Annotated in this window: 15 protein-coding genes; all 15 read right to left on the reverse strand. The window is 47.3% G+C overall.

Features of this window, described 5'->3' with window-relative positions:
* Positions 1-21 precede the first annotated feature (21 nt).
* Positions 22-3,189: a PVC-type heme-binding CxxCH protein gene (locus ACYVE4_RS02475; RefSeq protein WP_460995324.1), complete on the reverse strand. Its 3,168-nt coding sequence runs from the start codon at positions 3,187-3,189 to the stop codon at positions 22-24.
* Between the two features lie 242 nt (positions 3,190-3,431).
* Positions 3,432-4,295, reverse strand: a complete 864-nt coding sequence (locus ACYVE4_RS02480) for a sugar phosphate isomerase/epimerase family protein (protein WP_460995325.1) — start codon at positions 4,293-4,295, stop codon at positions 3,432-3,434.
* A gap of 27 nt (positions 4,296-4,322) precedes the next feature.
* The gene (locus ACYVE4_RS02485) at positions 4,323-5,159 is read right to left on the reverse strand and encodes a ThuA domain-containing protein (RefSeq protein WP_460995457.1); all 837 of its coding nucleotides are present in this window, start codon (positions 5,157-5,159) and stop codon (positions 4,323-4,325) included.
* A 434-nt stretch (positions 5,160-5,593) separates the two neighbouring features.
* Positions 5,594-6,547 (reverse strand): sugar ABC transporter substrate-binding protein, encoded by a 954-nt coding sequence (locus ACYVE4_RS02490; protein WP_460995326.1) that lies wholly within the window; start codon positions 6,545-6,547, stop codon positions 5,594-5,596.
* A gap of 20 nt (positions 6,548-6,567) precedes the next feature.
* Entirely contained in the window at positions 6,568-7,554 is a 987-nt protein-coding gene (locus ACYVE4_RS02495) for an ABC transporter permease (protein WP_460995327.1), read from the reverse strand.
* A gap of 21 nt (positions 7,555-7,575) precedes the next feature.
* The gene (locus tag ACYVE4_RS02500; protein WP_460995328.1) at positions 7,576-9,084 is read right to left on the reverse strand and encodes a sugar ABC transporter ATP-binding protein; all 1,509 of its coding nucleotides are present in this window, start codon (positions 9,082-9,084) and stop codon (positions 7,576-7,578) included.
* A gap of 224 nt (positions 9,085-9,308) precedes the next feature.
* Positions 9,309-10,481, reverse strand: a complete 1,173-nt coding sequence (locus ACYVE4_RS02505) for a Gfo/Idh/MocA family protein (protein WP_460995329.1) — start codon at positions 10,479-10,481, stop codon at positions 9,309-9,311.
* Between the two features lie 82 nt (positions 10,482-10,563).
* On the reverse strand, positions 10,564-11,595 hold the full coding sequence (locus ACYVE4_RS02510) for a sugar phosphate isomerase/epimerase family protein (protein WP_460995330.1): 1,032 nt from the start codon (positions 11,593-11,595) through the stop codon (positions 10,564-10,566).
* A 139-nt stretch (positions 11,596-11,734) separates the two neighbouring features.
* On the reverse strand, positions 11,735-12,970 hold the full coding sequence (locus ACYVE4_RS02515; protein ID WP_460995331.1) for a class I mannose-6-phosphate isomerase: 1,236 nt from the start codon (positions 12,968-12,970) through the stop codon (positions 11,735-11,737).
* 21 nt (positions 12,971-12,991) lie between these two features.
* Positions 12,992-14,065: an aldose 1-epimerase family protein gene (locus tag ACYVE4_RS02520; protein ID WP_460995332.1), complete on the reverse strand. Its 1,074-nt coding sequence runs from the start codon at positions 14,063-14,065 to the stop codon at positions 12,992-12,994.
* A gap of 81 nt (positions 14,066-14,146) precedes the next feature.
* Entirely contained in the window at positions 14,147-14,923 is a 777-nt protein-coding gene (locus tag ACYVE4_RS02525; protein WP_460995333.1) for a 3-keto-disaccharide hydrolase, read from the reverse strand.
* Positions 14,924-15,012: 89 nt separating this feature from the next.
* Entirely contained in the window at positions 15,013-17,691 is a 2,679-nt protein-coding gene (locus ACYVE4_RS02530) for a c-type cytochrome (protein WP_460995458.1), read from the reverse strand.
* Positions 17,692-17,805: 114 nt separating this feature from the next.
* Complete coding sequence (locus ACYVE4_RS02535) at positions 17,806-17,994, reverse strand: hypothetical protein (RefSeq protein WP_460995334.1); 189 nt, start codon at positions 17,992-17,994, stop codon at positions 17,806-17,808.
* 222 nt (positions 17,995-18,216) lie between these two features.
* Positions 18,217-19,728: a RagB/SusD family nutrient uptake outer membrane protein gene (locus ACYVE4_RS02540; protein ID WP_460995335.1), complete on the reverse strand. Its 1,512-nt coding sequence runs from the start codon at positions 19,726-19,728 to the stop codon at positions 18,217-18,219.
* 50 nt (positions 19,729-19,778) lie between these two features.
* Positions 19,779-22,988 carry a SusC/RagA family TonB-linked outer membrane protein gene (locus ACYVE4_RS02545; protein ID WP_460995336.1) on the reverse strand — a complete coding sequence of 1,070 codons (3,210 nt, stop codon included), beginning with the start codon at positions 22,986-22,988 and terminating at the stop codon, positions 19,779-19,781.
* Positions 22,989-23,117: the final 129 nt, after the last annotated feature.

Genomic DNA, 23,117 nt, shown 5'->3' on the forward strand with positions numbered 1-23,117 from the left:
TATTCTGATTCTCTAGTCGCTTTATGGCTCTAATGGATGTTCTTTCAAGAGTTGTGTTGGCGAATAGAAATCCTTTTTCGCTTGGGTCGCTGCTCGGACTTTCTTAACTTGATCGGGTAGGATGGCTGACGCCTGGTTCCCGAACGAATTGCGGACGTAGGTTAGCACAGCGGCTACTTCATCGTCTTTCAAGAGGCCACCGAAAGGCGTCATCGGCACCTGGCCGGGGTAGTTTTTGCCATCGACTTCGATCGGGCCGAGGAGACCTTTTAAGGTCAGCTTGATAAGCCGATCTGTGTTACCCAATACCCATTTGTTTTTGGAAAGAGAAGGGAATCCAGATGCGGCAAGTCCTTGTCCGTCGGGTTGGTGACAGGTAATGCAATAGCCTTCTTTTGCAAAAATTTCCCGGCCACGGGTATACAGATCAAGGTCAGCACCCTTTAACGATGAAGTTTGGGTGATTTCTTTTTTCTGTTTAACAGGTTCGCCTTTCAGGTGAGCAACGGCCGCTTCGTGGGCATGGATCATCCATTCATCAAGTGGCTTTTTCGCTGCTTCGGCTAAAATGGGTAATCCCTTTTCTGGCCCGATCCAGGAAGCGGCAACAATGGCATCTAACCGCACTCGGCTATTATCATCCTTGACGGCTTGCATCAGCAAATTCGCCTGATCGGCTACCTGATGACCTGTATAACGAACCACCTGTACAGCAGCGGCCCGGACGTGATAGTCGGCTGCTTTCAATAATTGCCGCAATAAGGTTTGATCGACGCGATCCATTCCCCAGCTTACCCAAAGTCCTTCCAGCATGTGATGTTCGTAGCGCGGATCTTTTTTATCCAGACTCGCTAACCACGTATTCAATTTAGGAAGCACCTGCGCTACATCACGTCCCCGAAGTTCGCGTCGGGTGCGGTAGCGGGTACGGTATTCGGGCAGTTTCAGGTTATCCAGTAATTCTTCGATTGATGCGCCGTCGATCTTAGCGGGTTTCACTAATGGTCTTGATGGGTACGTAATCCGATAAACTCGTCCGTGTGAATGATCTCGCAAGGGATCGCGGGCATTGTGCTGCATGTGACCAATCAGGATATTATGCCAGTCGATCAGATACAGCGAACCATCGGGGGCAAATTCCATATCGACAGGCCGGAAGTTGCGGTCTTCGCTGACAACCAAATCGACTCGGTGCTTGCTTTTGTAGCCGGTGCCATCGTCTACTAGCGTGTGCTCTTTCATCCCCAGAAAACCGATGGTATTGTTTATCAACAAATCCCCCTGAATGTCATCCGGAAAATGACGACTAGAAACAAACTCCAGACCCGATGTAGGCCGAACCATGTGATCTTTCTCGATCAACTGGAACGACTTAGGCGTTGCTTCACCGTAGCGCGGCAATACGCTTCCAGGCATCATCCAGCGCACATCTGGGCTGGAAGTTTCGGCAAAAAATGGTTGTCCCCAGTCGTCAAAGGCAATGCCCCACGGATTTGGGATGGAAAGCTGAGCCGTACGTTCCAGTTTTTTAAGCTGAGGAGAATAGCGATAGAATCCACCATTCGTAGCCCGAACAGGACCATACGACGTTTCAACATTCGTATGCAGAAACACGCCCTCACCCGAATAAATAGCGCCCGATGGATCGACTGTAAACGCATGGCTGTTGTGGTGTGTATCGTGATCGTCGTAGCCGCTTAGCAGAATCTCTACTTTATCAGCGCGGTCGTCGCCATTGGTATCGGTGAATAATTTCAGGTTTGTGCCTTGTGAAACGTACACGCCTTCTTTCGCAATTTCAAAACCTAGCGGAAGATGGAGTTTGTCGGCGAAAATCGTTTGCTTATCAGCTTTGCCGTCGTTGTTAGTATCTTCCAGAATAATGATTTTATCGTTTGGCTTGGTATCGCCCGGCTTGTAGTGCGGATAGCTGGGCATACAGGCAACCCAAAGGCGTCCCTTACCATCGAACGACATTTGCATGGGTTTTGCCAGGTCTGGGAATTCCGTTTCCGAGGCAAATAGTTCGATTTTATAACCTGTCGGTACTTTCAATTTTGCCAGAGCCTCTTGTCCAGTTAGATACGTCAGGCTTCCATTTTTTTCAGGATTGAAATTCGTCTTTACAGTGGGAAGAATTCTGGTTCGCTGATCGGCGGTAGCTACATCAAAGGTTTTTCCCTGCGCAGCTTGCCAAACGGCGGTATCTCGAATCGCGGTCATCTGGCGGATTTTTTCGATTTCAGCGGGATAGTTGTCTGGGCCGAACGGATTGTAGCGACGACCATAGACGTGCACGCCGTTAGGAATTTTATAATCGTTGTGCCACATCCAGTTTTTCTCCATCACCGCATCGTGAATCAACTTGCGATTCGCTTCAGCTTTCGCAGCGGCTTTTCCGAAAACCTGATCGACTAAGAAAACGCCCAATTTTTTATAGCCTTCTTCAGTCAATTGGGAGCCGTCGATCGTCAGGGGTTCTGGTGTGGCATCGTACCATTCTTTGGAAGGCGTGAACGCATCAACAAAGAGTACGTTGTTTTTAGCACAGACATCCTGCATGCCTTTCGCGTAAAGCCAGATATTCTCATTTTCCTTTTTACCATTCGGCAGATCGAATCGGTCCGATAAGTCCTCGAAAGCAATTGGGGAGACGATCGCCAGTTGCGGAGCATTGACGCCATTGTATTTCTGGTTCAGCGTCCATTTAATAAACGCGTCCAGCTCAGCTTTGTAATTTTCCAGACCAGCTTTGCCTTGAAACGACTCATTATAACCGAAGAACGCGATAATAACGTCGGTTTTGAGTCGGGTGAGCCACTGGTCAGGCGTTTCAAAATGGCCTTCGCTGCCTGAATTCGTTGCTAATTCAGTTTGGAATTTTTCGGCACCAGGAAACGCCCAGGGTGAAAAACGAGATGCGTGCGGTCGGAAACCAGGTGTGTCGCCACCATCACACATATTCCGGATATACAACTGACTATCCGGGTAACGCACTTGTAATTCAGTCTCGAAGTTGTCGTAATTCATCATTCGCGACCCCAGATTGTTACCCAGCAAAATAATTCGCTCGCCTTTTTTTATGGGCAGCAGAGCCGATTGACTCGTCTGAAAAGCAGTAATTGGAATTAAGGCTAATCCCGCTGCGACGACTAGAGAGAGAAGACTGATTTTGCTGGAATTAATCATAAAGCAATTAGGTCAAGAAATTTCCGAATGACGTACTAAGATTAACGTATTAGCTGAATTAACGAGGTTATTTATCCTTTGTCTTGAGGCAACATTTGGAGTTTTTTGTCATTCTGAACGAAGTGAAGAATCTCAAAGTATCCTCCATGAGCGCTGGGGAATCATGAGATCCTTCCGCTCCGGCGGCCCGACTGTCGTCAGGATGACAAAAGATCCATTTTTTTATTCTTATATAACCTCTGTTAGGCAGAAAACCCGTATTTACCCTGCATCTGCTTAATGAATTTCAGGCCATTTTCGGCAATATCCCAAGGGTCATTGTATTCCCGCCAGACGTTGATGGAATTAGCAAAATCAATGTCATTTCGCGTAAACGCTTCAATAGTCATCCAGCCATTATAGTTGATTTCCGATAGCGTTTTAAACGTATCATCCCAGGGAATGTGTCCATCACCGGGCGTTCCCCTGTCATTTTCGCTAATGTGAACATGCGCTAATACCGGTGCAATGGTTTGAATGGCCGCTGGAAAACGCTTCTCTTCCATATTCGCATGGTGCGTATCGAACATGGCGCGTACATTCGGATGGTCGGCCTTGTTGATTAATAAAGCTAACTGAGCCATCGTGTTGCAGAGGTAGCATTCAAAACGATTCAGCGCTTCTACAGCTAGCACGATATTGGCTTGACGAGCATGTTCACCCGCAGCCCGCAATACCTCAGCGCTATAGGCATACTCCTCTGGTTGTGGCTCCCGACGGCTGAACGTGGCAAACGCCGAGTGCATAGGTCCACAAATGACAGTGGCGCCCATTGCGTGCGCCCGATCGATGGCTCCTTTCAGATAATCGACAGTCTGTTCCCGAACTGTAGCCGATTCACTAGCGGGATTCGTATCAGGACCGCAGACCATTACACAGGTACTTTCCAGGCCGAGCTGACGTAAATGATCGCCAAACTGACTATAGGCATTCACGGGCTGGTCGTCGATGAAACATTCAATACCGTCGTATCCGATTGTTTTTAAGCGTTCCGCAATCGGGTGCATCTTTTCGGATATTGGTGCCGACCAAGCCAGCAGGTTGAAGCCAATTTTACTTTGGGGCATAGGGCAATAAATAAGTAAATGAGAAACTCAGGATTTTTTCGGATGACCGTAAGGGACATCCATAGCGATTTTGCCTTTCCATTTTTTAGGAATTGGTAACCCCAATTCCCAGTGAATGGCATTGATGACCAATCGCTGTACAGATTCTACCTGAAAATCTTCAGGATGGCCCATCGTCGTAAAGAAAACTTTTCCCCCCCAACTATTTTTCCAGGTCCAGGCAACTGGATTTTCGGTAGCCTCTTTATCGGGATTGACCGATTTTCCCATTAGTAACCAGGTTGATCCTTTAGCGGGATAATCGGGTTGAACGCGGTAGAGCCAGGAAGCTACATGAAATGATGGCGCTACGCCAGTCAGCAACGGATTTTTGGCGGCATCGGGAATGATGGATACATCGGTCGTACTCTTATGGCCGTAGTGCGTATGCTGCGCTTTTCCGCCCCAACCCGGAGGAGCGCCAAACGCGAATTCGCCAAAGGCATTCCAGGATTTCCGATCATCGCCATCGGGATAATTGAACGCGTGAGTTGTCGTCCGGAATCCCATGACGGGTTTTCCCGATTTCAGGTAGTCGTCGATATATTGAAGTTGCTCTTTCGGGAGCAGACGCCAGCGTAGGAAAAAAACGGCTAAATCAGCCTCCTTAAGCGCTTCAAGACCGGGTATATCTTTTTCCGCATTATAATCTGGGTATGCTTTCAGAACTTTTGTTCGCATCCCGTAATTTTTCTCCAATTCAGCCGCAAAGAGAGGCATTGTCAATTCGCCACTATATTCATGATCGCCCGTAACGAACACCACTAAAGGGCTTTTCGCGGCTTTCCAGCCAGATAGAGCACTTATAGTAGCGGCTCCGACCAGCGTTTGGAGGAATGTTCTGCGTTGTGTTTTCACGTTTCGTCGTTTACAGAGAAAGATAAAGTTTTACGTCGCCTACTTTGTTTTCTTAGTCCTACGGTTGATTCTCCCGAAGAAATTAACCGCCTAACAGAACACATATCAGCCCACTGCTTTAGCTGTGGGTTTTGCCAAAATTGCAAGCGATCTAATACGGTTTCAATGCGTTTTAATTCGTTGAAACAAGTATTCTCTTATGCTTTAGTACCTAGGAACTCACCGCTGATTAATTTGCATCAACTAACCACAAAAAAATAAATCTGTTTCCTGCTTCCTTGGTCTGTGTCCTCACAGACCCCTTACCGGATGGCAGCGTTGGCTGACGCACGGGTGTCTGTGAAAACACAGACACGGGAATTCGGTGATCGTTTCAAATCAATTCGTATTGGGCTATACCTTTACGGATTTGGTTTCAGAAATTGGCTCAAATTGCTTTGGGTGACTAATTGAAAGGGAATAAGCGTTTCTTTCGGATAGTCTTTTCCCGTAGCGGCACTGACTGCAATTTCAACGGCTTTTGATCCTTGTTGTTGAGCATTCTGAAAAACAGTAGCATCCAGTGTACCTTTTTTGACAGCTTGTAGCGCGTCGGGAATGGCATCGATACTAACTACGATGACTTTGCCCTTCATGCCGGCATCTTCCAGTGCTTTTACGGCTCCTAAACCCATTTCGTCGTTTTGGGCGAAAACGGCATTGATCTGCGGACCAAACGATTGAATCCAATTTTCCATCAACGCCATCGCTTTAGCCCGATCCCACTCACCCGTTTGATGAGCGAGAAGTTTAAGATTCGGGTATTGCTTTAAAATTTCCCGCGCTCCCTGTTCCCGTTTAATTTGAGCGGCTTGACCCATGTAGCCGTGCATCATCACAATATTTCCTTTGCCACCGAGCTTCTCAGCAATATATTTCATCGCAATTCGCGCCGATTCAACATCGTCGGAACCGACAAAAGCGGACGGTTTCTGGCTCGTTTCGGAATTGACATTGATAATCGGAATCTTGGCGGCTAACGCCTTCGTAACGGCTGGCGAACTGGCTTCTACTTCGCAGGGATTCATAATAATCGCATCGACCTTCTGCGCAATAAAGCTTTCGACCTGCTCGACCTGCTTCAGCGCCGACCGTTCCGCATCGACGGTAATTAATTCAACACCAGCCTGCTCTGCCTTTTTGGTCATCTCATCGTTGACATTAACGATAAATTCATTCTGCATACTGAGCATGGTAGCGCCGATAACAAGTTTTTTGTCGGTACTATCTCCGCTCTTTTCACTGCTCTGGTTGCAAGCAGTTAGCAGGCCGATGAGTAAAGCTGAAACGAAAGCTATAGAAGGTATATATCTCATAAATTCAGTGGTGAATGACGTTATCCGTTGTTATTCCTATTGAAACTATCGAGCACGACGGCTCCGATAATGATGGCCCCCATAACGACCTGCTGGTAATATGAAGTCACGTTGAGCAAGTCCAGACCGTTGCTGATGACACCAATCAGTAATGCGCCGATTAATGTACCTGTCATCGTACCGCTACCGCCCGATGTACTGGTTCCTCCGATAATAGCCGCAGCAATGGCATCTAGCTCAAACCCTGCCCCAGCGTTGGGCTGGCCAGTTGTAATACGTGCCGTTAGTAAAATACCTGCCAATGCCGAAAGTCCTCCACATAGCGTGTAAACGACCATTTTTATTTGGTTGGGCTGAATACCCGACGCTCGTGCTGCCTGTTCGTTACCGCCTACAGCATATATATAACGTCCCAAAACGGTTTTTCGGAGTACAGTCGCGCAGAGAATAAAGGCGATTATCAGGAATAGGATAAGTGTCGGAATACCTAAAATCTTCCCTCCGCCGATAAAGTTAAACGAGTCAGAAAGGTTAGAGATAGGGCGTCCTTTACTCAGAATCAGGGCTAGCCCCCGACCGATAGTCATCGTTCCCAAGGTGACAATAAAAGGCGGCACTTTACTTCGAGTAATCACAAAGCCATTGAATGCACCAAATCCAATTCCAGCTAACAAACCCATGAGAACGGGAACAATAACAGGGTAAGCATCAGCACGCGCGAACGATGCGGCTACGACACCTGTTACGGCTACCATCGACCCAATCGATAAGTCGATGCCGCCGGTGATGATGATAAATGTAACGCCAAACGCCAGCAATGCATTGATCGAAACCTGTGTGACAATAATCATCAGGTTTTGAACGGTCAGGAATTTCGGAGTGGTAATGGAAAGAATGACGCAGACCAAAATAAAGGCAACGAAGAGGCCATATTGCCCAATACGACGGACGCGTGTTCTGTAGGAATCACTAAGTTGACTGAATGAAGATGGGTTCCCGAGTTTCATGAATAGTCGTAAAAGTCGTCGTTATGGCTGCATAGCATACCGCATAATCGTTTCCTGAGTGGCTTCAGCTTTGGGAAGTATGGCCGTTTGGACTCCTTTTGCCAGAACTAGAATCCGGTCGCTCATGCCGATTAACTCAGGAAGTTCAGAAGAAATCATAATTACTGCTATTCCTTTTTGGGTGAGTTCGCGAATGAGTCGGTAAATCTCGGATTTTGCCCCTATGTCGATGCCTCGGGTGGGTTCATCAAGAATTACCAGGGAAGGCGATGCTAACAGCACTTTTCCCAAAATAACTTTCTGCTGATTCCCTCCACTAAGATACATTACAGCCTGATCTGGACTAGCCGCTTTAATGCGAAGTTCACTGATAATAGCGGCCGTTGTTTCTGATTCGCTCTGGTTCTTAATGAATATACCATTGACGTGACTATTCAGGCTAGCCAGAGTGAGATTTTGCTGAACGGAAAGACTAGAAATGAATCCCCATCCTTTTCGATCTTCACTGACGTAGCCAATTCCTTGATGAATCGCTTCTTTGGGAGATCGTATCAAAATTTCAGTTCCGTTTAAATATATAGTTCCCTGATCAATAGAGTCCAGCCCATAAATGGCTCGCGCGACTTCGGTTCGTCCGGCACCCATCAAACCCGCAATGCCTAATACTTCACCTGCTCGAACGGAAAATGTAATTCCTGAAAATTTACCTGTCTGACCTAGATTTTGCACTGACAGCACTTCTTTTGCGTCAGCATTTTGGGACTTTGATTCGGGGAATAAGCTATCAATAGTTCGACCGACCATCAGGCTAATTAAGGTCGGCTCATTTAATTCTGAAGCTGGATGAGTGGCGATGTATTGCCCGTCACGTAGTACAGTAATCGTATCGGCAAGAGTAAAAATTTCCTCCATCCGATGCGAGATATAAATAATGGCAACGCCCTTTTTCGTCAGATCTCGAATTAGGCTAAAAAGCGTACTCACTTCCCGATCTGATAACGCCGACGTAGGTTCATCCATAATGATCACGTTGGCATCCTCAGAAATCGCTTTGGCAATCTCGACCATCTGCATCTCGGCAACGCTCAGGTATTTCATCTGAACATGAGGACGAATGGAGACTCCCATTTGTGTCAGCAAATGGCTGGCTTGCTGATTTAAGGCTTTTTCGTCAATCCAGCCGAGCAATGTTCGTCGCTTTTCGCGACCCAGGAAGATATTTTGAGCAACGGTTAATTCGGGAACGATCAGCATTTCCTGGTGAATCATGGAAATACCGCGCTTGCCTGCACCGCTAACTCTTCCTGTCTTTATTGGTTGTCCATCTAAAAGGATTTCGCCGGAGTCAGGTGTCAGAAGACCGATCAACGTCTTCATCAGCGTTGATTTTCCGGCTCCATTTTCACCCATCAGCGCATGTACTTCTCCCCGCCGGACGTTCAACTGGACGTTATCCAGCGCCCGAACACCAGCAAACGACTTCGTTAGGCCGCGCACCTGAAGAATATAGCCGTTTGCGTGAGAAGACATTGATTCAGGAGAATTCAACGAAGATATAGCGTAGACGATATAAACCAGCAACTAGATTACTTCTGTGTCTAGTTGGATAGATACGAGAAGCAATCTAGTTGTTGAATAGTCCTTTAATAGAAGAGCGTTTTTGTCATGCTGACGCAGGAAGCATCTTAAAGTTTCTTATCTAATTCGTAAGGATACGTTAAGATGCTTCCTGCGTCAGCACGACAAAATACTAATTAAGCTTTAAAGCCGCTGAACGACTCAACACCGGTATCTTTCCAGCTTTTCGAGGCCGCAGAATCCAGGACAGCTTCGCAGACTTTTTGCGTTTCCAGCGCATCCTGGAAGTTTGGCGAACAAGGCTCACCCGTTTCCAGGCTTTTCAGGAAATCAGCTACCTGGTGAATAAAGCTATGTTCGTAGCCTATGCCTAGTCCAGGCACCCACCATTTATCCATGTAAGGCTGATCGCCATCGGTTACGTGAATTGACCGCCAGCCACGCACAATGCCTTCGTCGGAATGATCGAAATATTCGAGTCGGTTCAGGTCGTGCAGATCCCAACGGATAGATGCATTTTCACCGTTGATTTCAAACGTGTACAACGCTTTGTGTCCACGTGCGTAACGAGTCGATTCGAACAGGCCCAGCGAACCATTCTGGAAATGGCAGTGGAAAATACAGGCGTCGTCAATGCCAACAGGCTGAACTTTTCCGGTCAGTGCGTGCATCCGTTCTTTTACGAAGGTTTCAGTAACGGCCGATACATCAGTGATCGCTCCGTTGATCCACATAGCTGTGTCAATGCAATGCGCTAGCAAGTCGCCCGTAACGCCGGAACCAGCAGCGTCTACGTCCATCCGCCAGGTGCCTGTTCCGCCTTGTGGTACGTCGGCGCTAATGGTCCAGTCTTGCAGGAAGTTGGCGCGGTAATGGAAAATTTTACCCAGCTTGCCCGAATCGACAATCTGCTTGGCTAGCGAAACGGCTGGAATACGACGATAATTATACCAAACGGTTGTATTTACGCCCGCTGCGTTAGCTGCATCCACCATTTCCTGTGCTTCGGCAACTGTACGAGCCAGCGGCTTTTCGCAGAGAATCATTTTGCCCGCTTTGGCTGCTGCAATCGCGATCTCTGCGTGCGAATCGTTTGGTGTACAAATATCGACAGCGTCAATATCGTCTCGTGCGATAATTGCTTTCCAGTCGGTTTCGATGGATTCGTAACCCCATTGATCGGCAAATGCCTGTACTTTTTGAGCGTTACGAGAGCAAACTGCTTTTAAGACGGGCGTATATTCAAGATCAGGAAAAAAATTAGGTACGCGATTATAGCCGTTCGAGTGTGTACGACCCATAAATCCAGTACCAATCAAGCCAATTCGTAATTCTTTTTTTGCTGCCATTTTCAAAAGGTAGGTTTGAAGTTCGGAGTCTGAGGGTAACTAGCTTGTATAGCAACTTCAAACTCCAAACGGTTAACTATTATTACGCTTCGTACCAGCCGTGAGCCTGGCGGACTTTGATCATCGTTGCCAGAATATCGTTCCAGGTTTGCTGATTGGTCATTACAGCATTCGGGAACATGCAACCATCCCAGCAAATATGTTTGAACGCTTTGGTTAGTTCGCCGTTTTCGTTGCGCAACCAGTAACCCGCATCATGTACGATATCGAGTTTGCCGTTCGGATCGAGCGCCTGGCAGTGACGACCGGTTTTATCGTGTGAACCAGAGCCGAATACCGTACCGTCGTTCTGAGCTACGTGGAAGTCAATCGTCCAGGGACGTAGTGCGTTGGTTACTTTTTTCAATGCTTCTGACAAGGTTGCGCGGTCGCTCCAGTCGAAATCTGGTGGCAGAATCCGATCCTGTTCACGGTTGTACCCCAGCGTATAAAGCAACGTATGCGCCATGTCGGCCTGAAAACCCATGTTTGGTCGGTTGACGGCTTCGAGGGTTTCGAGCATTACTTTCCAGCTATGCATAGCGCCCCAGCAGATTTCGCCTTCAGCGGCTAGTTTTTCACCGTAATCGGCGGCTACGTCGCAAGCTTCCTGGAATGTCTGAACGATTAATTTTGAATTACCCGTTGGATCGGCATCCCAATCGTGAGGAGAACTAGCCGAGTCGATCCGGACAACGCCACTTGGACGAATACCCAGTTCAGTCAGTTTTTGACCAATGTGGCATGACTTACGGACCATTTCGACAAAATTGGCGCGATCTTCCTTGCTTCCCATCGCTGGGCCACCCCAGATCGGCGCGACTAAGGAACCAACTTTCAAATTATAGCCATTTAACTTATCAGCTAATTTTTTGATGCCATCATCCGATAGATTGACGTCGATATGTTCAAAAAGAGCAAGGTCGACACCATCGAATTTGACACCATCGACCTCGGCGTTTGCTGTTAGTTCCAGCATGGTATCGAAGCCAATAACAGGCTCGGAGTCGGGGCCTTTTCCCACAACCCCCGGCCACATTGCGTTGTGGAGCTTGGGATAGTTATTCTCGTTCATCACGTTTTATGGTTTTAAGGTTTTATTAGGGAGAGTTTGATTCTGAGGTTTGAGGTCTGAAGTTGGCTGACGCAAATACTATGGTATTAACGCATGTTAGCTAACTTCAGACCTCAAACCTCAGACTTCAACTTACAAATTATAGACTGTTGATATCTAAATCAGGATTCGCTGGGCCGAAGTGCTTTAGCATCACGATTGGATCGGTAGTCGATTGATTTGTGATCACGACGCCTTCTTTCGCTGCTTTTTCGCTGACGAAGAACTCATCGTTCGTTAGTTGGCCATACCGGATCATGGTTGGGGTTTCGATAGCCCAATCGCCCATTTTACCGTGTCCCTGCATCATGATAAGGCCATAAGCGGCATTGTCTTTAATGGTGACAGTTTGGCCGGGAAAAACGGTTAATTCTTTGGCGCTGAAGGCTTCGTTTTTATAGCAAACCCATACTTCGCGATAACCCGCAGCTTTCATTTCTTCCTCGTCATGAACGGGTTTTGGCCGCATGAATCGGTTCGCCATCATTTGTGGATCAGTGTTCAAATCCCAGTCGATGGCTTCCATTAGTTGGTCGTAATCACCGATGCGATCTTTCGGTGTACCGTTCCACAGCAATTCTTCCGGAATAATCGCTTCGTTTACCAGCGACTGGTACATAGCGAATACGTCCGACGCTTTTTGCGGTTCGTACGTACACATACTGCCCGGTGCGTGAAGCAATCCTGGTGGAACGTCCCAGCCAGTGCCGGGTTCGAGCCGGTAAGCTGACGAGTAATTCGTGATTTTGTTATCACCTTTGGTGAAGTTTTTCAGACATTCTTTGATTTCCTCTTTCGTCGTGCCGGGGGCGATACCGATAAAGGTGTATGGGAAATCGCCACCGTGGTTATTGACTTGAGGTGGAAAATAATAGGCTTCGGGTTTGCCCAGCTGACCAATCAGAGCCGCTTGCTCATCATTGTGGTGTAAGTGGTGTGGTAGCGGACCCATGTTATCGAAAAACTTCGAATACATCGGCCAGCTTTGATATTCATCCCACAAGCGATCACCAATAAGCTCGCCTTTTAGTTCTTCGACGGCGTCTTTCAGCAGAAACTGCGATTCAGTACCGTCTTCATCTGTGAAAACAATATGGCTCAACCCTTCATTTTCTCCCGTCAATGGACCGTTTTTAGCGGGGGTCGTCGATGAGAACCAGCGTTCGTCGATACCGCCCCGTTCACCACCCAATACATAATAATCATCGGGGTGGAGCTTAATGCGTCGGCCAGGTACGCAGAACGACCGTGGTACCCAGGTTGGTGTGAGCCGTAAAATTCCTTTGCCCTGTTCTAATGCCTTTTTTGCCAGGCTTACTGCTGAGGTTGTTTCCATGAGGTACTTTTATTGCTTCAACTAACTATTATTCGTTAAAAAATCGTGAATGGCTGATTCCGTGTTCAGAATTTCCAGTTCCAGGTTATACGTCCGAGATTCGCCCGGCTCTAAAAATAGCAATTCGTTTTGTTCGCGGGCTTTGGCTTGTCCGATTAAGGGATTGGTCGCTGGTTCAAGTCCGGTTACGTATTCGCCTTTGCCCCAATGCTGCCAGTTAATAAACCACGGTAATTGCGATTTTTGAAAGCGTAACGCCAGCGCTATACCCAGATTGGCATTGTGTAGTCCGACGGTACACAGACCTGAACTATCGGGTGTAACATCGACAGAAGCCACCGCTTCACCCGTACCGCTGTGATCTTCCAACGGAGCAGGGCATTTTTTGAAATTGCCTCCTTCGTAAAAGATTCTGTCGTTGATCCCTCCTTCACGAGTCTTCCAATCGCCTTTCCAAACAATATCGGTTCCCTCATCGACCAATGGCCAGCCACAATTGAAATGATACAACAGCATGTGCGGTGCTGGCGTATTCCCTCGATTTATGACTTCGTCGCGGATGCGGATAACGGGCTGACCAAGCGTACCGGAAATCGTTCGTTTTAATTCGAGCCTTGGACCGAAAATGGTTGTTTCTTTAATCCGTCCTGTAATACTCATATCCAGTTTTCCCATAACTGGATCGGGCTGAATTATCGACTCAATTTCGGCTGGACTGTTGCTGATTTTGCCATGCAATCCGCGTGAACCGTACTCATCTTCTTCGGGACCACCCACGTGCGAAAGGCCACAGGTTGTCAGTAAGCCACCGCCAAACGTACGAAGCCAATCAATTCCTTTATCGGAAAAAGGCTCGGGCGGAGTTATGCCCGTATGACTTAGCCAAGCCAGACTATGCTGATTGTAGAAAGCATCGGCAATGTCCATAGCCCGGTCGAGAACCAGTTTATACCGAAGCCCAGTGCCCGTATTGATCCACGCAATGCGCGTTCCTCGTCCGCTGCCATTATCCAGCACAGACGTTTCAATGCCGCCGAGTTGCGCTGTATTCGAGATTTTATTATGCCAGGATTGTGATGTCAAAATCAAATTCATTTCACCCCTAAATTCCCTAAAGGGGACTTTGTCTGCGTGTAAGCTAAGTACCCTTTAGGGAGTTTAGGGGTATTTTAACTCTTACTGTTTTATTCTCAGATTTCGGTATTGGACTTTCATCGGCGGACCAACGTGCACCTGTACGCCCAGCAATCCTTTTGATTTGCCATTAACGGTGTCATTGTCAGTCACATCGCTCATGAGTACGTCATTAATGTAGTGCTGTAAATGATTTCCTTTGATGACCAGATGAAATGTGTTCCAGTCTTCGCTTTTAATAAAAGTCTTTAGCGAATCGGAGCTACCTAGTGATCCTGTGACTGTTAAACCGCTCCAGGCATTGCCTTTTGTATTTGCCCGAACAGCTTCGGGTGTATTTTCACCGGTATAGGCAGGAATTGTCGTTTTCTGTCCACGATACGCCAACGTGGTCCGTTTCCGCTCTTCGTAGTTTTGGCCGGTGTAGCGATTTTTACCGTCGATGTCAGCCTGATAACCACGTAATGCAAACGGAACATCGGTTAGCTGGTCACTGCGGTAGTTGATGCCTGAGTTACCCGCTTCGGCAATTTTAAACTCGCCTTTCAGTTCGAAGTCGGCGGGTTCGCCACCTTTCCAGATGATGAATGAATTGGTTTTTAACAATTTATCTGGTGTGATTTCGCCTGTTAGACAGCCATCTTCTACACGCCAATAATTTGGGTCGCCATCCCAGCCGTTCAGCGTTTTGCCGTCAAAAATAGCAACGTAGCCTTCTTTGTCTTTTTTAGCTTTAGATTGGGCCAGACTGGTTGTGCCGGCAAGCCCTGTCAATACGGCTGCTACAACGAGCGCTTTGGGCAGAAATTGACTCTTCATGTGTGTCAGCATCTTCATTTTAAGTTTTGCCCTCAGATAGCTATTCAGGCACTTACGCTAAATAGTTACCTAAGGGCTATTTCATAACCTTATTTTCCGCCCGATTTGTATACTTCGTTATTCTGATTGCCACCCGATTTGAGGAACGCCATTAAGTCTCTGAGTTCATCCGCATTCAGGGCATTTATCAGGCCGGGATACATAATCGATTCGTAAGAATACCGTTTCGACGTTACATCTTTCTTCGGCACTTTCCGAAGCTCGTTCTGAGCAAATGGGTTCTGCGAAATCGAATAATTGGCGTTGTCCTCAGTAATTAATCGACCAACGACCGACTGACCGTTTTTCAAGTAGAAAATAGTCGATGCGTATTGATCCGAAACGGCTTTGCTGGGGTTGATAATCGCATCCAGAATATCCTTATTCGAGAAACGAGTACCGAGTTGGGTCAGATCAGGACCAATATCACCGCCTGAACCCTGCATACTATGGCAACTGCTGCACAAAACGGCTGAATAAATTTTCTTACCCGTTTCGAAGTTGGGCATGCCTTTGCCGCTATCAACTACAGCCACCGCGTTCTCCAACGTCCATCGGCGACCGGGTCCTTTTGGTGTATAATCCGTCTTAACGATGTCGTTACCTGAGCTGGTTAGCAGATCGGCTCCCGATAATTTGTTATACTGGTCGAATTGCTCTTTCGGAACGTGAGCGAGCGCAAGTTTACGGGCTCTGTCGATGAAGCCAACGTAGCTGCGACCTCCTTCATAGGCTTTAATCGCATTGCCGAACCAGGAGAAATACTTTGTTCGCATTTCGGGTGTCCAGCCAGCATCTTCGCGACTCAACATCACAGCGTAATAGGTCTGCTGAAGGGGTGGTACTTTCGCCAGCATTTTAGCGATATCCATACCGTACTGTGGGTTCCGCAAGATCAAGTCACTAGAGGCTGTTGTTGGATCAAGATCCAGATTTTTCATGCCCGGTTCTTCCTTCTGATCCATCTGCGCCAACGTTTTGTTGACAATACCCGGTGCCTCCAAGTAGATGAGTACTTTGCTCAGGCCGCGATTAAGAAGCGCTGATTTTGCTGGGAATTTCGGATTCAGGGATGCGATAATTTTATCTTTATCGGCGGCATCCGGCGCGCCCATCCGTAAGAAAACCAACTCATAAGCACGTAGTAAATCAAACTGCTGCGACTCAGATAACTTGTCGTAATTGATTTTTAAGAGCGAATTGAGAGCCTTACTTTTCAGATCGGCGCTGCCCTGACGAGCCAGAGCGACAATGGCCTGTGTAGCACGAACGGGATCGGTTTCAGCCAGCGCTTTTTCATGCCATTGAGCTACCGGCTGATGTTCGACCGCAATACGAGCGGCATAGCGAATAAAACGATCTGTGTGATTGAGGTTTGGCCAGGCAGCTGCTAGGGCGCTGGCATCCGGAGCGCCATGGAATTTCTCCAGATTGGTTCGGAGATTGTGCTCGGCTGTTACCGCAGGAACCTGCGATGTTGTAGGTTCAGTACCGGCGTAATAAACCCGATATAAATCCGATTCCAGACGACGGCCGCCGGCCAGGAAATAGAGCGCTCCATCAGGACCGATAGCTCCGTCCGTTACGGGTAGGGGAGAGCCAGAAATAAACTCTTCCCGCTCACCTTCGTACGAAGCTCCTTTTGGTTTGAGGTGAATAGCGTAGATAATTCCAAAACTCCAGTCAAATGCGAAAAGTGATTGACGATACCGTTGTGGGAATTTCGCATTCATGCCGTAAAGCACGTTGGTTGGTGAGCCCTGACCGATATTTACAATGGCCGGTAGATTATCTGGATTTCCGGGAAGCCATTTGCTATCGCCCGTCCGCCAGCCAAATTCTGCACCGCTGGTAACATGACAGATACGAGTAGGACGGTACCAGGGTAAGCCGAAATCCCATTCCATATCCGAATCATAGGTGAACATATCACCGGCTTCATTAAATGCTATATCGAAGGCATTGCGGAAACCTGCCCCGATGAGTTCCCATTTTTTGCCATCAGGATCTACATTAGCCACCCAGCCGCCGGGAGCATATCGGTCGTTAGCATGCCCACGGGGGTCTTTAATGAGTGGGAACAGGTTATCTTCTTTCCAGTTCGAAGGAAGGCGATACGCATCCATCTGAGGTACGTCGGTATGGTTACCACAGATCACGTAAAGCGACTTCTTATCTGGAGATAATACGACGCTGTGTGGACCGTGTTCACCTTCACCTTTAAATTCTTTCATCATGGTTACCTTATCGAACTGGTCGTCGCCATCGGTATCCTGTAGTCGGTACAGGCCGCTACCTTTCGCAAATTGCTTATTCGGGCGGTTATTTACCATTACGTATAGGCTGTTGAACGCATATAACAACCCTTGCGCATAGCCCATCCCTACGCTGGTATCTTTAGCAATGACGAGCTTTTCAACCTTTGGTGTAGTTGACGCAGCACCGACTGCTGGAATCGTCAATCGAAAAAGACCTCCGTATTGGTCCGATGCAATCATGCGACCTTTATCATCGAAGGTCATTGACACCCATGAACCCTGTTTGTTTTCGGATGGGCTGTAAAGGTGTTCGGCTTTAAAGCCGGGTTGTAACTTTAGTTTGTCGACTTTAGGGTTCTCGGCGCCCTGTTTGTTGGTTTCCGGGTAACGTAAGCTAACCCAGGAAGCACCAAGCAGAATAAGCGCCGAGACTGCTAGTCCAAGTTTAGCCTTGTTGAATTTAGAAAACATAGTCATTTCATAGATAAGGTTTAAAATAGATTACCGATGCGTGTCTAGATCGTACTAGCCCGTATCTGTTTTTCGGTTGTATTCGGTAAATAAGAGATGAAAGGCTGACATATTCTACTGATTAAGCGGTTGAATACTCAGAATGTGTATATGACTCATCAAACCCGAGGGGAGACGTGAAATTTCTTTCTTGGAATAATGCCCATACGGCGGATTAGCGCGGGTAGTCTGTTGGTTATCATCCGTCTTAAGCATCTGTTTACTACCTAGTTGATCGAATGCAAACAGCTGTTTGCAGATCATCTTTCTGTTGGTGGCTACGTTACCGTAGGCTATCGTTTCTAAATCTATTCTATAACGTTTGGCTGAATCAAACATTGATAAGCAAAATCAGTGTACTATTTTTCATAACGATGAAACTGGTAAGTAAATAGGGAGAGCGAAACGCTCCCCCTTTACTTCTCTTATTCAAACCAATTTGATTTAGTCAGGCCTATCGAAAACCTGATAGGCCTGAAAGTGACGTTAGAAATTAGGTGTCAGAGCGGCTTCAACAGCTGGTAGACCATAGTAGTCATCAAGTACTGTAAAGGCGTTTGGTGGTGGAACGGCACCTGCTGGGAAGTAATAGGCAGCCGGATTCGCTTTCACTTTAGCACCATACGCACCAATAATTTCCTTCACACGACCCGTTCGGGTTAGATCAAACCAGCGCTTATTTTCGAAAGCCAGTTCAACCCGACGCTCTTTGAAGATCGCTTCTCGCATATCAGCCTGCGATGTTGCTGTAGTAGCTGCCAAACCTGCACGAGTCCGAACCTGATTCAGGTACGTAGCCGCTTCTGCCGTTTTTCCCTGTTCGTTCAATGATTCGGCCAGGAACAGCAAGACTTCAGCGTAGCGATAAACAGGCCAGTTTTGACCCGTATTGTTATGCTGCGAGTGGGTCCGAGCGTATTTTTTGATATACGGATACGTTTTGTTTTCGCGCAGGCTGCCACTTAATGTAACGGTTCCAATAGAAATATCTTTCCGTTTATCACCTGTTTCGTAGGCCGCAATAAGATCCGGTGTTGGGATGTTATTACTTTCCTGTGACGTAGGCTGTGCATTCGATGTACCCGTAATTGGCAGAATCTCAGCAGCGGTAATTGGCGACGGGATGAAGCGGTAAATCTGGTTACCGTTGTACCCGGCCGAACCTTCCATATACTGAATTTCGAATACCGATTCCTGATTGTTCTTGTTCGTACTAGTGAACGAGAAAGCGTTGTTATAATCAGGCATCAGCATATAACCATCGTTGGTAACTACATCTTTCATCAGCGTTTCGACCTGCGCCCATTTTTTCTGGGTCAGATACAGATTCGCAAGCAGCGTTTTAGCCGCTCCCGACGTAGCCCGGCCAGCTTCCTGTTTTGCTTTGTTAGGCAACAATTTACTCGCATCAGTCGCATCTTTTTCAATCTGCGCGTAGAGTTGTTCTGTCGTTGCCAATGGAGCAGGAGCATCTTCTCTTCCTGTTACCGGTGTCAAATGCAATGGGACTTTTCCAAACAGACGCACCAGATCAAAGTAGGCAAATGCTCGCAAAAATTGCGCCTGGCCTTTTAGGTTATTCTTATTGTCGGCATTGGCAAACGTGATTCCATCAATAAGCGCCAGAATCTGATTAGCTCTCGCGATAATCACATAGTTTAAGCGATACTGTACCAGCACGTTATCGTTGGCCGTAACACCATTTGCCGTTGGAACGGCGAAATCAGCCACGTTTTCGGTTGGGTCAACCGCTCCATACAACGTATTTCGGGCGTAATAGGTATTGTCGGAGTGCATTTCCTCCAGAACCCAGGCCCGTTCGTTGTACATCTGCCGGAAGGGTACGTAAGCGCCATTGACAGCCTGCTGGAAATCAGATTCCGTTTTGAAAAACGTTGCCGAACTCAACGCCGTTTCGGGTACTACGGTTAGAAAATCTTTACTGCAACTTGCCAGAGCAATGCTCAAAAGACAGGCAGCTATATATTTTGTTTTCATCCTTTTAGAAAATAAGAATGTTGAAAATGAGTTTAGTTTACCTGTTTGGCTTAGAAGTTGAAATTGACGCCAACGGTGTACGTACGTGGAACTGGATAGTTCGAGAAATCGACGCCCTGGCTCAGGTTGCCACCATCGCCGTTGCCATCGCCCTGGGCGCTGGTTTCCGGGTTTGGACCACCCCAGTATTTCGTAAAGACATATACTTGCTGTGCCGAAGCATAGACCCGAGCTGATTTGAAGAATTTGTTGATCGCTCCGATGCTATAACCCAGGGTTATGTTTTTAATCGTGAAGAACGATGCATCAGCCAGGAATTGCGTACTGTTCCAGTCGCGCTCGATACCAGTGAAGTTACCTCCGTTGTTTGTTGCACCAAATTGTCCCGCTCCTGGAGTGATAACCGTTGTGGCAACACCAACGCCATTGACCGTCGTATTCTTAACGCGGAAGCGGTCTTTTACGCCTTCAACCATGTTGAACACGGCATCTAGATTCGCTGTGCTATACAAGTGACGAACCCAAAGTTGGTTGCCATAAGAACCGGAGCCTGAAATCGAGAAATCGAATTTGCCGTATTTCAGGTCATTGGTGATTCCGTAAGTGAACTTCGGAAATGGACTACCAATAATGGTCCGGTCATCCGCATCACCACCATACGTAATAACGCCGTCGCCATTCACATCTTTCAGTTTGATGGTACCAATCGCAGAGCGGCCTGGAATAATGGGTGAGTTTTTGAGTTCTTCAGCACTCATATAATATCCTTCCTTAACCATTCCGTAGAACTGACCGAACGGCTTGCCAACCTGCGTAATGTGGAACGTACCATACACACGGTCGATACCGGGAGCCAGGGCAACTACCTGGTTACGGTTGAACGAGATGTTCGCATTGGTTGTCCATTTCAGTTTACCGGTCGTGTTTTTGGTCGTCAGCGAGAACTCATGGCCCCAGAACTTAATTTCACCGATGTTGTCATTGAAGTTGGTGAAGCCTGATTCCTGTGGAATCTGTACCGCGTAAAGCAGGTTCGTAGTACGCTTTGTATAGAAATCGTAGATGAACTGGATACGGTCGTTAAACAAACCTAAATCAAGGCCTAAGTCAAACTGTCTTGTGGTTTCCCAGCCCAGATTTGGGTTAGCCAGCGAGGTGACAACGGCACCCGTTGCTACGGTACTACCAAATACAGCATTGGTTGTATTATTCACCAAAGCGTAAGACGTATAGTTACCGATGTTGTTGTTACCGATTACGCCATAGCTAGCCCGAATTTTTGCAAACGAAACCGGCATAACGGTCTTCATGAAGTTCTCATCCGTAACGACCCAACCTACCGAAGCCGATGGGAACGTACCGAACTGGTTGTTAGCACCGAATCGAGACGAACCATCCGATCGAATAGCGGCTGTGAACAGGTATTTGCCTTTGTAGTTATAGGTCAAACGAGACAGATAAGAGGTCAGTGTCCATTGGTTCACACCGTTGTTCGTACCACCCCGGTTGATGTTGAGCGCACCCTGAATCGTTGGAAGCCGGTCATCGGCATAGGTATCTGCCTGAATCCGACTAAATTCCTGACGGTAAAACTGATTGGTGAAACCGGCTAACAATTCAAAATTATGATCGTTGAAGCTCCGGGTATAAGTAGCTAAGTTTTCGTTCAGCCAGGACGTGTTTTCCAAACCTTGTCGAATCGAAACGGCTGTTGTCGGAATCGGTACGTTGATGGCACTGGTAGCCGTGGATGGGTTGAAGAAGAAGAATTTCGAGTTTTGATACTCAATATTCATCGTCGACCGGAGGGTAAGTCCTTCAAGCGGCTTGTATTGCACATAAGCATTCGCCAGCAGGTTTGTGTTTTTGGTCTCGTTAACCAGTTCATTAGCAGCTCGCACCCAGTTTGGATACTGGAAAATGTTACCCGTGCTACCTGGGAACGTATTGAATTTGGTCAGATCGCCATTCGCATCATAAATAGGCATAACGGGCCAGGTATGCAGCGCGTTAAACAAAATACCCGTACCCCGGTCACCATCGGTTCTTGGCGTATTGTCATACACATATGAAGGAGCAACGTTAAAACCGACTGTTACCCGATCTGATATATTATAGTTCGAGTTCAAACGAAGGGAGTAACGTTTGTATTTGTTGTTCAATACGACTCCATCCTGATTGAAAATACCGGCTACCAGCGACGTATTGGCCTTTCCGGTGTTGTTGGAAACACTCAGGTTATAACTCTGGATAGGCGCCTGGCGAATCAGGGCGTCATACCAGTCGTTGTTTTTGCCCTCATACTGAGCTGGGTTCTGAAACTCAACCGGTACTGGTTGGTTCATATCCTCGTAAAACTCCTTTTTGAATTGAGCAAATTGAACCGCATCCAGCATTTTTACCCGGCCTTTCATCGGTACCTGCTGAATACCAGCATAGGCACTGAAGCTAATGTTCGTCTGACCGGGTTTCCCTTTCTTGGTGGTAATCAGAACAACCCCGTTGGCTGCCCGCGAACCGTACAGAGATGTTGAAGCCGCATCTTTCAGGATAGAAAGATCTTCAATTTCATCAGGGTTAAGCTGGGCAATGTTACCGGTAATTGGGAAACCATCAATAACGTAGAGGGGATCGCTACCCGCCGAAACAGATACCTGACCACGAATACGAATGTTGATCCCCTGACCGGGCTTACCCGTTGTCTGGTTGATCTGAACCCCCGCTAATCGCCCCTGCAATTTCTGACCGATTTGAGAAACCGGCAAATCCTTGATTTCTTGTGCACTTACGGTTTGTACGGCTCCCGTTACTTCTTTTTTCAACTGGCTACCATAACCAACGACGACGACTTCGTTCAGGGTTTGATCGTCGGGGGTTAGGGCTACGGATACATTGGTTTGGCCGCCGACAACAACTTCTTTTCTGGCATAGCCGACAAAGCTGAAAACCAGGGTTGAATTGGCATTTGGTACGGTGATACGGAAACTCCCTGATGCATCGGTTGTTGTACCTGATGTCGATCCTTTAACGACTACGCTTACTCCCGGCAGGCCGGAACCTTTTTCGTCCGTTACTTTACCTGAAACAGATATGTCGGCTGTTTCGACATTCGCCAACATCCGCTCTGGTCTGGTAACGTTCATAGCCAGTAATTGGCTATTAGTACTCTGCTTCTGCACGATTGGCTTCAGCTCCTGGGCAAAAGCAGGAGATACGCCTGTCATCATACTCAGCGCTGCTAACTGATAAAGTCTTTTCATGATTTAGGATTTATAGATAGGACGGCATTTTATGTGGCTTTATAAAAGCCAAAAGCTTAGCCAAATATTACCAGCTTTGTACCGTCAACTTTCCTATACCTTCCTAGTTTTAGTATTATTTGAGTAATT

The organism is Spirosoma harenae (genome assembly GCF_054776975.1).

Coding starts and splice junctions, on each gene's coding strand:
- ACYVE4_RS02495 (WP_460995327.1), bottom strand. CDS start 7,554: ATGAAACTCGGGAACCCATCTTCATTCAGTCAACTTAGTGATTCCTAC.
- ACYVE4_RS02505 (WP_460995329.1), bottom strand. CDS start 10,481: ATGGCAGCAAAAAAAGAATTACGAATTGGCTTGATTGGTACTGGATTT.
- ACYVE4_RS02475 (WP_460995324.1), bottom strand. CDS start 3,189: ATGATTAATTCCAGCAAAATCAGTCTTCTCTCTCTAGTCGTCGCAGCG.
- ACYVE4_RS02540 (WP_460995335.1), bottom strand. CDS start 19,728: ATGAAAACAAAATATATAGCTGCCTGTCTTTTGAGCATTGCTCTGGCA.
- ACYVE4_RS02530 (WP_460995458.1), bottom strand. CDS start 17,691: ATGTTTTCTAAATTCAACAAGGCTAAACTTGGACTAGCAGTCTCGGCG.
- ACYVE4_RS02525 (WP_460995333.1), bottom strand. CDS start 14,923: ATGAAGAGTCAATTTCTGCCCAAAGCGCTCGTTGTAGCAGCCGTATTG.
- ACYVE4_RS02510 (WP_460995330.1), bottom strand. CDS start 11,595: ATGAACGAGAATAACTATCCCAAGCTCCACAACGCAATGTGGCCGGGG.
- ACYVE4_RS02515 (WP_460995331.1), bottom strand. CDS start 12,970: ATGGAAACAACCTCAGCAGTAAGCCTGGCAAAAAAGGCATTAGAACAG.
- ACYVE4_RS02500 (WP_460995328.1), bottom strand. CDS start 9,084: ATGTCTTCTCACGCAAACGGCTATATTCTTCAGGTGCGCGGCCTAACG.
- ACYVE4_RS02480 (WP_460995325.1), bottom strand. CDS start 4,295: ATGCCCCAAAGTAAAATTGGCTTCAACCTGCTGGCTTGGTCGGCACCA.
- ACYVE4_RS02535 (WP_460995334.1), bottom strand. CDS start 17,994: ATGATCTGCAAACAGCTGTTTGCATTCGATCAACTAGGTAGTAAACAG.
- ACYVE4_RS02520 (WP_460995332.1), bottom strand. CDS start 14,065: ATGAATTTGATTTTGACATCACAATCCTGGCATAATAAAATCTCGAAT.
- ACYVE4_RS02490 (WP_460995326.1), bottom strand. CDS start 6,547: ATGAGATATATACCTTCTATAGCTTTCGTTTCAGCTTTACTCATCGGC.
- ACYVE4_RS02545 (WP_460995336.1), bottom strand. CDS start 22,988: ATGAAAAGACTTTATCAGTTAGCAGCGCTGAGTATGATGACAGGCGTA.